The following is a 13,080-nucleotide window of genomic DNA, read 5'->3' as shown; positions in this document are numbered from 1 at the left end:
ACATTGTCGGTTTCAGACAAACCGCTTATTTTGTTTCGAGATGACAAGGCGGGTCGTGAAGTTATCTTCACGACCCCTTCTGCAATCATCCGTGCTGATAGGCCGGAAGAATTCGATACCGCGTGGGAAGCGATGCAACGCGCCCATGAGGAAGGAAAGTGGCTTGCAGGCTATCTCTCCTATGAGGCTGGTTATCTGCTTGAACCAAAACTCAAGTCACTCCTGCCTGACGGACGGAAAGCGCCCCTCCTCTGCTTTGGTGTCTTTGATGGTCCGGCGGATACAAGCCTGCATCATCGCTGCAACGACAACATCACACATCTGCACGAGCCCGTCGCGCAATGGTCGTTCGAGGACTATGCGCCGCGCTTTGAAAAACTGCATCAGCATCTTCGTGCCGGCGATTGCTATCAGGGCAACCTGACCTTCCCGGTTCATGCTGAATGGGACGGCGACCCGCTCGTATTGTTCAACGCACTCGCAAAGCGCCAACCGGTCCGCTATGCCACCTATTGTGATCTGGGTGGGCCAATCGTTTTATCGCGCTCGCCGGAACTGTTCTTTGAAGTCGATAATGACGGCTGGATCGAAACCCACCCGATGAAGGGCACCATGCCACGCGGGGCGACATCTGAAGAAGATGAGAACAATCGACAGTTTCTGATGCACGATCCAAAGAATCAGGCGGAGAACCGCATGATTGTCGATCTTTTGCGCAATGATATTTCACTGGTGAGCGAAGTCGGAACGCTCGATGTGCCGGAACTGTTCAGGGTGGAAACTTATCCAACTGTCCATCAGATGATCAGCCGGGTGCGAGCGAAGCTGAAAGCCAATGTTTCACTCCGTTCGCTTTTTACAGCCCTTTTCCCATGCGGCTCCATCACGGGCGCTCCCAAAATCAGCGCCATGGAAATTCTGCGCAAACTGGAAACCGGGCCACGTGATATTTACTGTGGTTCATTGGGCTGGATTGAACCGGGCGGGCGTATGCGATTCAATGTCGCCATCCGAACGCTCTCGCTTCACAGCCAAAATCGTGCGATTTTCAATGTCGGGGGCGGTGTGGTCTTCGATTCCACAGCGCAAGCGGAGTATGAGGAATGTCTTCTGAAAGCGCGGTTCGCGACGGGTCAAGTGCCAGCAATGCGCAACCCGATTATCAACTGATCGAAACAATGCGCTGGGAGCCGTTATCCGGCATCCTGCGTTTCGATCTGCACATGGCACGGCTTGCAAAATCGGCCCGGGAGCTCGGTTTCCACTACAATATGGAGACCGTGCATCAGAAAATCGCCGAAATCGGTGCAGGCGACACCCCGCTCAAACTGCGGCTGACACTGGCACCTGATGGGCTGGTTACAATTGCAGCCCTGCCTTACGTGCCACTAGAGCCTCAGGCTGTCTGGCGTATTGCCGTTGCGCGTACACGCCTTAAACACGACGACCCGCTGTTGCGCCACAAGACAACACGGCGTCAGGTCTATATCGCGGCCCGTGAAGAATATTCGACGGCGGAAGTGGATGAAGTCATCCTCCTCAACGATCTTGATGAGGTCTGCGAAGGAACCATCACCTCGATTTTTCTCGATATCGGGGGTACCGCTTGCGTCACTCCAGCACTGTCTTGCGGACTGCTCGACGGCGTGCTGCGACGAGAACTTCTGAACAATGAAGTGGTTCAGGAGGGGACGGTCAAAGTCGATGAGCTTGCCAAAGCGCGCAACATTCTTGTCGGCAATTCCTTGCGTGGAATGATCCGCGCGCAACTGGTCACGATCTAAATTCATTAAACACGTATTCATGTCATAGGCTTGTGACGTTTCTTTCTTTCTATGAACCTGTGCTATCGTGGCAAATTAGCATTGTCCAACTCGTGACAATGCCAAGCGCTGCACCCTTGCAGCAGGAGAGAGAAAGAAAATGGCGAAAGCGAAATGGCCAGTCTATGGCGAAATTACCGGCCCTCTTATCATGATCGGCTTTGGCTCGATCGGGCGCGGTACCCTGCCGCTGATTGAACGCCACTTCAAATTCGACAAATCTCGTATGGTCGTCATCGATCCATCCGAGAAAAACCGTAAAATTCTCGACGAAAAGAAGATCCGCTTCATCAATGAAGCAATCACCCCTGAAAATTACAAGGACGTGCTCGGCCCGCTCTTGAAGGACGGAGGCGGTCAGCCTTTCATCGTCAATCTGTCGATTGATACCGGCTCGCTTGATTTGCTGCGCTTTAGTCGCGAACAGGGCGCGCTTTATATTGATACGGTCGTCGAACCCTGGCTGGGCTTTTATTTCGATACAGAGGCCGACAATGCTTCGCGTACAAACTATGCATTGCGCGAAACCGTCCGCGCCGAAAAGCGCAAACATCCCGGTGGTCCGACCGCCGTTTCCTGTTGCGGTGCAAATCCCGGGATGGTGTCCTGGTTTGTGAAGAAAGCGCTGATCGATCTCGCAACCGAGCTCAAACTCGACTTTGAAGAACCTGCGACGGATGATCGTCAGGGCTGGGCGAAGCTGATGAAGAAGGCTGGCGTGAAGGGTGTTCACATCGCCGAACGCGATACGCAGCGCGCCAAGGAACCAAAACCTTTCGATACGTTCTGGAACACCTGGTCTGTCGAAGGCTTCATCGCAGAGGGCTTGCAGCCGGCTGAGCTTGGCTGGGGCAGCCATGAAAACTGGAAGCCCAAGAATGCCCGTAAGCAGAAAAAGGGCAACAAGGCAGCGATCTTCCTCGAACAGCCCGGTGGCAGCACGCGCATTCGCACCTGGTGCCCGACCCATGGCGCGCAATATGGTCTGCTTGTCACCCATAATGAAGCGATTTCGATCGCGGATTTCTTCACAGTCCGCAACAAGAAGGGCAAGCTCGAATACCGCCCTACCTGCAATTACGCCTATCATCCGAGCAACGACGCCATCTTGTCGCTGGATGAAATGTTTGGCGCCAATGGCAAGGCACAGCCAGCGCAGCACGTGCTGGATGAATCCGAAATCCTCGATGGTTCGGATGAACTTGGCGTGCTTCTCTATGGTCACGACAAAAACGCCTATTGGTATGGCTCACAGCTAAGCGTTGAAGAAGCGCGCAAGCTCGCTCCTTACCAGAACGCAACCGGCTTGCAGGTATCATCCTCAGTACTGGCTGGCATGGTCTGGGCGCTGGAAAACCCTGAGCGCGGCATCGTTGAAACCGACGAAATGGATTATCGCCGCTGCCTCGAAGTGCAGTTGCCTTATCTCGGCCCGGTCAAAGGCTATTACACCGACTGGACCCCGCTTGAAGGACGCGGCAAGCTGTTTGAAGAAGATATCGACACCAAGGACCCTTGGCAGTTCCGCAATATTCTGGTGCGATAAATGGTCAGGATTGCCGGGCATTCGTCAGGCAATCCTCATTGCGACAGATGCGCAACAGTCTCATAATCCTCTTCAAAGGGGCTTGTATTCGTGTAAATTTCCATACATCACACGGTAAACACTCTTACGGAGAAGATGGACATGAAACGCTTCCGCATCATTGGCTCTACGGCAATCGTATCGCTCGCGCTTGCAGGATGTGTTGCAACCGGCCCGGGCGGCGGTGGCAATGTCCCTGTCGTTGATCGTGCACCAGCGGGCATCGACGGCAGATGGGCCGATCCTAATGGTATCGTTTCCTCCTTCAATGGTGGCATTTTCGAAACCCGCTCCACTGATACAAACGAAAAGCTGGCTGAAGGTAACTATCGTTACCAGTCGCCACAGCTCGTTGAGATCGACATGCGTTCAATCGTCCGTGGAACTTCATCGCGTGTAAATTGTGCGCTGGTTTCACAGAACCAGCTCAACTGCACCTCCTCGGCAGGCTCGCGTTTCTCGCTGACACGCCGCGCTTAAAGCGCTTCTGAAGGATAAAAATAACGGCATACGCTTTTAGCGTGTGCCGTTTTTTCATGGGTTCTTTTGTCGATTACCCGACAATTCGACTGCCGTCCCTATTGTTAGGATTGTAATTTGCCTGTTTTTGTCTAGTTTTCCGGCAAAGCAGGAGTCGGAACATGAGTGAGACGGATAAAGTGACCGCCAATCTGAACACCAGCAGGACGAAACAACCTAAAGTGGGTGTTCTGATTGTCAATCTCGGCACGCCCGACGGCACAAGCTATGCACCGATGCGCCGTTATCTGGCCGAATTCCTTTCCGACCGCCGTGTCATCGAATGGTCGCGTCTTTTCTGGTACCCGATCCTTTATGGCATTGTGCTCAACACGCGTCCGAAGCGCTCCGGCGCCCTGTACGACCGCATCTGGAACCACGAAAAGAATGAATCGCCGTTGCGTACCTACACGCGCGCGCAAGGCGAAAAGCTGGCTGTAGCACTCAAAGATCAGCCAAATGTCATTGTTGACTGGGCCATGCGCTATGGACAGCCCTCAATCGAAGAAGTGACGGATCGCCTGTTGAAACAGGGCTGCGAACGCATCGTCATGTTTCCGCTCTATCCGCAATATTCAGCGACAACCACAGCAACTGTGAATGATAAATTCTTTGAAGTGCTGATGAAAAAGCGCTTTATGCCAGCAATCCGCACGATCCCTTCTTACGAAGTGGAGCCTGTCTACATCGAAGCGTTGGCGCAGTCGATTGAGAAGCATCTGGCATCGCTCGATTTCAAGCCGGAAGTAATTCTTGCTTCCTATCACGGCATTCCAAAAAGCTATTCCGACAAGGGCGACCCATATCGCGCGCAATGCCTTGAGACATCACGACTTTTGCGTGCGCGCCTTGGCATGGATGACAAGCAGTTCCGCTCCACCTTCCAGTCCCGTTTCGGACCGGAGGAATGGCTCCAGCCTTACACGGATGAGACCTTGGAAGAACTGGCTAAGCAGGGCGTGAAATCAGTTGCCGTACTCAATCCTGGCTTTGTGGTAGACTGTCTTGAAACCGTTGATGAAATCGGTCACGAAGCTGCTGAGTCTTTCCATGAGGCCGGCGGCGAAAATTTCAGCCACATTCCATGTCTCAACGATAGTGAAGAAGGCATGAAAGTTATTGAAACGCTCGTGCGACGCGAATTGCAGGGCTGGGTCTGAGGCAGCAGGCATCACGTTTGCCCATCCCTCACTGCCTTTATTAAGGGGACGACATAATGACTGGTTTTGATATCACGCTGTTGATTTTAGCTGCACTTGTTCTGGCAACGCTGTTTGCCGGGATCAAGACGGTGCCGCAGGGCTACAATTACACGGTGGAGCGCTTTGGCCGCTACACGCGTACGCTTATGCCCGGCCTCAACCTGATCGTTCCGTTCTTCGACCGGATCGGCGCACGGCTCAATATGATGGAGCAGGTGCTCGACGTTCCAACACAGGAAGTCATCACCCGCGACAACGCCATTGTTGGCGTCGATGGCGTTGCCTTCTATCAGGTGTTGAACGCAGCTCAGGCCGCCTATCAGGTCTCCAATCTGCAATATGCAATCCTGAACCTCACCATGACCAACATCCGTAGTGTTATGGGCTCCATGGACCTTGACGAACTGCTCTCCAACCGTGATGCGATCAATGATCGCCTGCTGCGTGTTGTCGATGAAGCAGCGCACCCATGGGGTTTGAAAATGACCCGCGTCGAGATTAAGGACATCAATCCTCCCGCCGACATTATCAGTTCGATGGGCCGCCAGATGAAGGCCGAACGCGACAAGCGCGCACAGGTTCTGGAAGCAGAAGGCGACCGCAATGCGCAAATTTTGCGCGCTGAAGGTCAGAAGCAGTCCCAGATTCTGGAAGCAGAAGGCAAGCTGGAAGCTGCAAAGCGCGAAGCTGAGGCTCGTGAACGTCTGGCGGAAGCGGAAGCTCGGGCAACCACGCTCGTTTCCGATGCTGTGTCTTCCGGTAACGTGCAGGCGCTGAACTATTTCGTTGCGCAGAAATACACAGAAGCACTCGGCAATATTGCAAGCGCCAAGAACCAGAAAGTCATTCTGATGCCGCTTGAGGCGAGTGCTCTTATTGGCTCGCTGGCCGGTATTGGTGCAATTGCCAAGGAAGTGTTCGGCGATAGCGGCAATCCGGTTGACCCGACACCAGCCGCACCAAACCCACGCACCCGCAGCGTACCAACCACCAATCGCAGCTAAAGAGGCAGGGCGCCATGATTATTCATTTCCTGTCACAGCTTGGGCTTTGGGGCTGGTTCGTTTTAGGACTTGTCCTGCTCATTCTGGAAATTATGGCGCCCGGCTTTTTCTTTATCTGGTTTGGCCTGGCGGCCCTCGTCACCGGCGGGCTCGCTTTTCTGCTCGGCTCCATAATCGGCTTTGGCTGGCAAGTTCAGACAGTGCTGTTTCTGGTTCTGGCCATTGGGTTCGTGCTGGCGGGCCGCCGTTTATTCGGCTTCAGCGATCAGCAGGAAGAGCCGTTGCTCAACCGCCGCGGAGACCAGCTTGTCGGTCAGCGCGCGACGTTAAATGAGCCTATCGTCAATGGACGCGGACGCATCCACATCAACGACACGACATGGCGCGTCAGAGGCCCTGACCTCCCCGCAGGCACAGAAGTGCGGGTAGTGTCATTTGATCCGATTACGCTGGAAGTTGAAGTAACGGTCTAAGGCAATCCCGCTTTAGGACGACATGATCCAGGGAAGAATAAGTATTTCATCAATACCTATTCTCCCCGGACCTGTTCTATTGCGTCAAGCGACCCCTATGCGCAGCAGATCGTGGAAATGTACAAGGCCAATCGGACGATTGTCCTCAACCACGATCAGTGCACCTATATGATGTTCGTTGAGTATGCTCAACGCAGCACTGGCAAGCAGATTCTGGTCAACCGTCCGGGGCTTGCGTGTCATGATATCGTCGACAGCAAGTTCTGAGAGGTTGAGGCTCAGATTGCGCGAAATATCACCGTCCGTGATTATTCCGGCCAATGTGCCATCGTCGTTGACAACAATCACGCAGCCGAAGCTCTTTTGAGCCTGAACCTTCATAGCATCTGGCATCAGCGTGCCAGCCGCGACCAGCGGCAGACGTTCGCCTCTATGCATGATCTCGCGAACATGGGTAAGGCTCGCGCCAAGCGAGCCGCCCGGATGGAATGTCTTGAAATCTGTCGGGCTGAAGCCACGCGCTTCCAGAAGAGCGATAGCCAGTGCATCGCCAATGGCCAGCTGCATCATAGTGGATGTGGTAGGTGCCAGCCCATGCGGACAGGCCTCCTGTGCCTTTGGCAAGATCAAAGCGACGTTTGCCGCACGACCAAGCGCCGATTCTTCGCCTGACGTAATTGCAATCAGCGGAATGCGGAAGCGCTGCGAGTAATTGACAATGCCTTTGAGTTCAGCCGTTTCGCCTGACCATGAAAGGGCAAGGATCACATCATCGCGGCCGACCATGCCAAGATCGCCGTGATTGGCTTCCGCCGAATGCACAAAAAAAGCCGAAGTCCCGGTCGAGGCAAATGTAGCGGCAAGCTTGGTGCCAATATGGCCACTTTTCCCGACGCCCGTAACAACCAGACGACCTTTCGAGGCAACAATCGTCCTGACCGCTTCTGCAAATGGGGCAGAAAGGCCATTATTCAAGGCTTCTTCCAGCGCCACAAGGCCAGCATTCTCGGTCTTGATCGTACGCAGAGCCGAGGCAATCAAATCCTCCGCACGCGCGGTTGCATGTGTCGTGTCGAGCTTTGTCATGGCGCACAGGGTTAGCGCCTTCAAAGCTGGTTGTCCAAGCATTTGTTGCCGCAGAATACGGACACTCAAAACACAATTATCAATAAAGAATTAACCATGTCCGTTTACCGTTCACTTACCACGTTGCAACGGTTTGAAGACAATATGCTTTTTGCCAATCACCCATCCGGCGGATCATCGCCTTTTGCCCGCAGGTTGCGATGCCTGCTGCTGGCAGGGTGCGCCTTGGCAATCAGCCACTCGACAGCCTTTTCTCAGGATGCCCAGCTGCGTGGCAGTATGGACGAAGACACCCTCTCCGCTTCTTCGCCGGACCAGACCACAAATAGCGATATTGATCCGACAGATCCGAATGCGCCCGCATCTGCTGATTTCGCGGATAGTTCCTATACGCCCCCTGCCGACAGCACTGCCCAGCCGCCGCCCACCGAACCAGCACAGACCGCGCCAATTGCGAACGAGGAAGCACAGCGCTTCCTTACGACCGACAATATGCGCGTTGGTGCTGTCACCACTGAAGAGCAGAACGACACAGGTCGCGCCCGTCGCGAAAACCTGCCCGCAATTCCTGAACAAGGTCGCCGCGCTACACCTGAAGCTGATCCCTTTGCTCCGTTGGGCATTCGTGCAGGCACATTCGTGCTGCGCCCTTCTTTGGAACAGGGGATTCGTGCCACCACAAATGGCGATAACAGCTCAACCGGTTCGAGCGCCATCCTCTCGGAAACGACGCTGCGCCTCAATGCAGAATCCGATTGGGGACGCCATCATGCAACGCTGGATGCTTCGGGCACTTTGAGCAAATCGATCTCCGGTCAGGACGTGTCGGAACCACGCGTCGATGTTCAGGGCAATTTGCGACTGGATCTCAGCGACCAGACAACCGTCAATGCGGGAACGGGTTACCGCCTGCGCCGCGAAAGCGCGTCGAGCCCCAATGGTGTGACGGATGCTCTCAAACGCCCGCTTGTTCACACCATAAACGGAAGCCTTGGTATCGAACGCGACACAGGCCTGATCTTCGGTCGTGCAACGGGCCGCGTTGAGCATGAAATGTATGGCGATGCAGAACTGTCTTCAGGTGGCACCGTCAGCCAGAAAGATCGCGACAACACCTATGCCAGCATAACCTTGCGCGGTGGATTTGCCATTTCGCCAGCGCTTAAGCCTTTTGCCGAAGTCGAGCTGGGCAAGCGTATGTTCGATGAACGGGTGGACAGCAACGGCTATGAACGCAGCGGCGCGCAATATGCGGTGCGCGGTGGCCTGATGTTCGACCGGGGCGAAAAGTTCAATGGTGAATTCTCCGCTGGCTTCATGCGTGCCAATAGCGACGATTCCCGCCTGAGCGATGTGAGCGGACCGTCGCTTGCAGCAAGCATCAACTGGTCGCCGCTGCGTGGAACTGACGTGCAGCTTTACGCACAAACCACCGTTGATACTTCAACAACACCCGGCGTTGCTGGAGCACTCCTGCATTTCGCAAGCCTTGAAGTTACGCGCCGCGTGCGTTCAGATTTGAGCCTCAACGGTAAGCTCGACCTCAATGTCCGCGACAACAAGGATGGCACTGGAACCGACTATACCATCGGCGCTCAAGTCGGCGCGACCTACTGGATCAATCGCTTTGTCGGCATCGACGCGCGCTTGCGTCATGAGTTTCAGACCAGCCAAATCTCGGATAGGGAATATCGCGCCAACAGCATCTATGTCGGCATGAAAGTGCAGCGCTAAACCCAATCAAGACAAAGGACGGCTTTCGCCGTCCTTGTTATTTTTAATCCCAATTTCAGTCCCACTGAGGTGCCAACCCATCCGGGCTGACAATGCGGCCATCAGGCTTTGCAAGTGCATATATTGCCTGCATTTCCGTCTCGCTTAATGCAAAGTCGAAAATAGCCAGGTTTTCCAGAATTCGAGCTTCGCTAACCGTCTTGGACAAGGCAATCACATTATCCTGCTGTACCAGCCAGCGAAGAACCACCTGCGCGACCGACTTGCCGTGCGCGGCAGCAATGTCCTTAAGCACTGCATCACTGAACACTTTACCATCAGCCATCGCATAATAGCCGGTGATCGACATGCCTGAAGCGGCAGCCGCTTCTATCACGCTACGCTGGTTCAGATAGGGATGGTATTCGATCTGATTCGTCACCAGCGGCAGATCGGAAAGCGCCTTTGCTTCTGCCATCAGTGTTGTGTTGAAATTTGACACACCAATGTGTCGAACCTTGCCAGCCTTTGCCACTTCGTTCAGCGCACCGATCTGTTCGGCAAGCGACACAGCTTCATTCGGCCAATGCAAGAGCAGCAGGTCGACATAGTCGGTCTTGAGCTTGGCCAGACTTTCATCCACAGATGCGATGAATGCGTCATGCTTGTAGTTCTCGACCCAGACTTTTGTAGTCAGGAAAATGTCGTTTCGCTGAATGCCCGAACCGGCAATTGCTTCACCGACTTCAGCTTCATTTCCATAAATCTGCGCAGTATCGACATGGCGAAAACCAGCCTTGAGCGCATAAGGAACGATACGAAGAACTTCTTCGCCGGGCATACGGAAAGTGCCGAGGCCCAACGCCGGAATGGTCGCACCATTGGTTGTGACATTATGCATTTTTGTTTTTCCTTTGATTTTTAAGCAACCGCGACGCGGGTTTCGGCGCGGCGATCAAGAGCGCCGCTTAAGACTGTAAGCCCGAGTGCACCAACGACGAGAATTGCACCAACCCATGGGGTGGCTATCAGACCAAGCTGGCTTTCCACCACCAGACCTCCGAGCCAGGCGCCAAGCGCAATGCCCAGATTGAAGGCAGCAATATTGAGTGCCGAAGCGACATCGATAGCACCGGGGCGATGTTCCTTGGCAAGCTGCACGACATAGAGCTGAAGACCGGGAACATTCGCGAATTGCAGGAAGCCGAGAGCAGCAAGAGTGATCAGCGTGAAGAGCGGCGAAACGGCGCTGAAACTGAACAACACAAGCACTATCGCCTGCAACGCAAACAGTATGGTCAGTGCGCGAACCGGATTGTCATTTGAAATGCGACCGCCAACAATGTTGCCGATAGCAATCGCAATGCCATAGAACATCAGAATGTAACTGACATAGCCTTCCGAAAAGCCGGTAATGTCTTGCAGGATCGGCGTGAGGTAGGTGAAGGCCACAAAAGTGCCGCCATAACCAAGCGCGGTCATGCCATAGACAATCAGCAGGCGTCCGGAGCCAAGCACACGCAGCTGATCCATGAGCGATGCAGGTTCTGCCTTCTGAAGCGTGCGCGGCAAAAGTGCAGCAATACCGACAAGTGCGACCAGGCCAATTGCCGAGACGGCCCAGAAGGTTGCACGCCAGCCGAAATTCTGGCCGATCCAGGTACCAAGCGGCACGCCGGTCACGATTGCAACCGTCAGACCCATGAACATCATGGCGATGGCAGAACCACGCTTGTTTTCCGGCACGAGATCAGCGGCAATCGTTGCACCGACCGAGAAGAAGACACCATGCGCGAACGCGGAAAGTACACGTCCGATCATGAGGATTTCATAGCTTGGTGCAGAGGCCGCCACCATGTTGCCTGCAATGAACAGCGCCATGAGGCCAAGCAACAATGGCTTGCGTTCAAGACGGCCGGTCAGAGCAGTCAGAATAGGGGCGCCGAAGGTAACGCCAAGCGCATAAACGCTGACGATCAGGCCAGCGAGAGGAAGAGTGATATGCAAATCCGAAGCAACCGTTGGCAGCAGACCAACGATCACAAATTCGGTTGTCCCGATCGCATAGGCCGCGATCGTAAGAGCGATAAGAGCGACAGGCATGGGAGGAGTTCCTGTGATTAATGTTGCCCTCATATCGCTCTCTGGATATCAAATGATAAGACTGATAATATTGCATATAACTGTTCATTAGATTCACAGGTGATGTTTTGGATAATCGCTTCGGTGAAATGGAAGTCTTTGCACGCGCAGTAGCAACGGGCAGTTTTTCGGCAGCAGCCCGCCAACTCAACATGACGCCCTCTGCGATAAGTCGCCTTGTGTCGCGGCTGGAGGATCGTTTGCAGGTGCGATTGCTGGTGCGGTCCACACGCAGCCTGACACCGACGCCCGAAGGCGAGATTTATCTGGCGGAAGCCCGCAGCTTGCTCGACAAGCTCACAGATATGGAAGCCCGGATTACCGATGGGGCACAGGCCGCAGTGCGTGGCCCCTTACGTGTCAGTTCGACGGTCGGCTTCGGTGCTACGGTGATTATGCCACTGGTGCCTGAATTTCTAAAACTATATCCAGAGGTTGAGCTGGATATCACGCTGAATGACAGTATCATCGATCTCTGGCAGGAGCGAACCGATCTGGCAATCCGCTCCGGTGCATTGAAGGATTCGGCTTTGAAAGCCCGTCCCATCACGCTGATGCGACGGTTGGTAGTCGTCTCCCCCGGCTATCTCGAAAAACATGGCACACCAGAAAGACCAGAAGACCTCCGGGGACATAATTGCCTGCGCTATAATTTTCAGCCAAGCGAGTGGGAGTTCGCAGACCCCGAAACCGGCCAAACATTACGCCAGGTTGTTTCAGGCAATTTTCTTGGCAGCGACGGAACCATCCTGCGCCGTATCTGCATTGAAGATGGTGGGTTGATGAAAACCGGCGAACATACTGTCGCGGATGATCTGGCAACAGGTCGGCTCGTTGAAGTTCTTGCGCCATGGTCGCCAAAGGAGCCCGAGAAAATCCACGCTGTTTTTCCCGGCCACCCTCACCTTGCAGCACGCATCCGCGCCTTTATCGATTTCCTTGCGGCGAAAGTTTGAACCTTGATCGCATGGGGCCCGCCATTCGTGAAAGGATGCCATCTTTCAGCACAAATCGATGGAACAGCGCTGCCATAATATGCGCGACAATCAAAACGCAAAGAACCCAGGATAGCAGGCTGTGCAGCATGTTCGCGGGCGCCATCATCCATTCGACTTTCTCGCCGGTCGCAGGCACGATATTGATACCCCATTGCTCGCGTCCCTTGCCGCTGCCATAGGCACGAAACAATGCAAGCGACGGAATGGCAAAGAGCAGCACATAAAAAGCATTGTGTGCCGCGCGCGCCAATTGACCCATGAACCCTGCCGCATGTGGTGGACGCTGGTTGCGATTGATGAATGTCCAGATGGCACGCACGGCAATCAGAACAATCGTCAGAAATCCGACAGTCCCATGCCCCGGACCAAAACCACTGATCACATCAAGAACCGGCGATGGGCCAACCAGTTTCCATGACAGGATCATCACGAACTGCCAGAGCAGAATATAGGCCATTCCCCAATGCAGAGCACGGCTTACAAGCCCGTAGTGCTCCGGTGAATCCATCCAGAGCGGCGTGTTCGTGTTCATCAG

13 protein-coding genes are annotated in these 13,080 nt (G+C 54.3%); 9 read left to right on the top strand and 4 right to left on the bottom strand.

The features are described from left to right. The first annotated feature begins 3 nt into the window (after positions 1-3). From CEV32_RS22835 to CEV32_RS22805, 7 genes are all read left to right on the top strand, one after another. Positions 4-1,170, top strand: a complete 1,167-nt coding sequence (locus tag CEV32_RS22835) for an aminodeoxychorismate synthase component I (protein ID WP_094579505.1) — start codon at positions 4-6, stop codon at positions 1,168-1,170. Further along, positions 1,104-1,784 (top strand): aminotransferase class IV family protein, encoded by a 681-nt coding sequence (locus tag CEV32_RS22830; RefSeq protein WP_094579417.1) that lies wholly within the window; start codon positions 1,104-1,106, stop codon positions 1,782-1,784. Before CEV32_RS22835 ends, CEV32_RS22830 begins: the two co-directional genes overlap by 67 nt. Positions 1,785-1,923: 139 nt before the next feature. Continuing rightward, positions 1,924-3,369 carry a homospermidine synthase gene (locus tag CEV32_RS22825; RefSeq protein ID WP_094579416.1) on the top strand — a complete coding sequence of 482 codons (1,446 nt, stop codon included), beginning with the start codon at positions 1,924-1,926 and terminating at the stop codon, positions 3,367-3,369. A 141-nt stretch (positions 3,370-3,510) separates the two neighbouring features. Beyond that, positions 3,511-3,888, top strand: coding sequence for an outer membrane lipoprotein Omp10 (gene omp10 / locus CEV32_RS22820; protein ID WP_094579415.1), 378 nt, complete (start codon positions 3,511-3,513; stop codon positions 3,886-3,888). Between the two features lie 161 nt (positions 3,889-4,049). Next, positions 4,050-5,087: a ferrochelatase gene (gene hemH / locus CEV32_RS22815; RefSeq protein WP_094579414.1), complete on the top strand. Its 1,038-nt coding sequence runs from the start codon at positions 4,050-4,052 to the stop codon at positions 5,085-5,087. A gap of 56 nt (positions 5,088-5,143) precedes the next feature. Next, entirely contained in the window at positions 5,144-6,133 is a 990-nt protein-coding gene (locus CEV32_RS22810; protein ID WP_094579413.1) for an SPFH domain-containing protein, read from the top strand. Positions 6,134-6,147: 14 nt separating this feature from the next. Beyond that, the gene (locus CEV32_RS22805; RefSeq protein ID WP_094579412.1) at positions 6,148-6,606 is read left to right on the top strand and encodes an NfeD family protein; all 459 of its coding nucleotides are present in this window, start codon (positions 6,148-6,150) and stop codon (positions 6,604-6,606) included. Between the two features lie 84 nt (positions 6,607-6,690). Here CEV32_RS22805 and CEV32_RS22800 read toward each other — a convergent pair whose 3' ends face one another. Beyond that, a complete protein-coding gene (locus tag CEV32_RS22800; RefSeq protein WP_094579411.1) occupies positions 6,691-7,692 on the bottom strand; it encodes a KpsF/GutQ family sugar-phosphate isomerase in 1,002 nt (333 codons plus the stop codon). 144 nt (positions 7,693-7,836) lie between these two features. Between CEV32_RS22800 and CEV32_RS22795 the strand changes: the two genes are divergently transcribed. Then, a complete protein-coding gene (locus tag CEV32_RS22795) occupies positions 7,837-9,426 on the top strand; it encodes an outer membrane beta-barrel protein (protein ID WP_094579410.1) in 1,590 nt (529 codons plus the stop codon). 55 nt (positions 9,427-9,481) lie between these two features. On the opposite strand, the gene CEV32_RS22790 is transcribed toward CEV32_RS22795, so the two are convergent. Continuing rightward, positions 9,482-10,306, bottom strand: coding sequence for an aldo/keto reductase (locus tag CEV32_RS22790; protein WP_094579409.1), 825 nt, complete (start codon positions 10,304-10,306; stop codon positions 9,482-9,484). Between the two features lie 20 nt (positions 10,307-10,326). Beyond that, positions 10,327-11,508, bottom strand: a complete 1,182-nt coding sequence (locus tag CEV32_RS22785; RefSeq protein WP_094579408.1) for an MFS transporter — start codon at positions 11,506-11,508, stop codon at positions 10,327-10,329. A 107-nt stretch (positions 11,509-11,615) separates the two neighbouring features. On the opposite strand from CEV32_RS22785, the gene CEV32_RS22780 reads away from it, so the two are divergent. Further along, entirely contained in the window at positions 11,616-12,503 is an 888-nt protein-coding gene (locus tag CEV32_RS22780; protein ID WP_167382846.1) for a LysR family transcriptional regulator, read from the top strand. Here CEV32_RS22780 and CEV32_RS22775 read toward each other — a convergent pair. After that, complete coding sequence (locus CEV32_RS22775; protein ID WP_094579406.1) at positions 12,475-13,077, bottom strand: cytochrome b; 603 nt, start codon at positions 13,075-13,077, stop codon at positions 12,475-12,477. The two genes, CEV32_RS22780 and CEV32_RS22775, sit on opposite strands and share 29 nt — an antisense overlap. Positions 13,078-13,080 lie beyond the last annotated feature (3 nt).

It is taken from the genome of Brucella rhizosphaerae, assembly GCF_002252475.1.
Taxonomy (GTDB): domain Bacteria; phylum Pseudomonadota; class Alphaproteobacteria; order Rhizobiales; family Rhizobiaceae; genus Brucella; species Brucella rhizosphaerae.
This window is presented reverse-complemented; position numbering and strand designations above follow the sequence as displayed.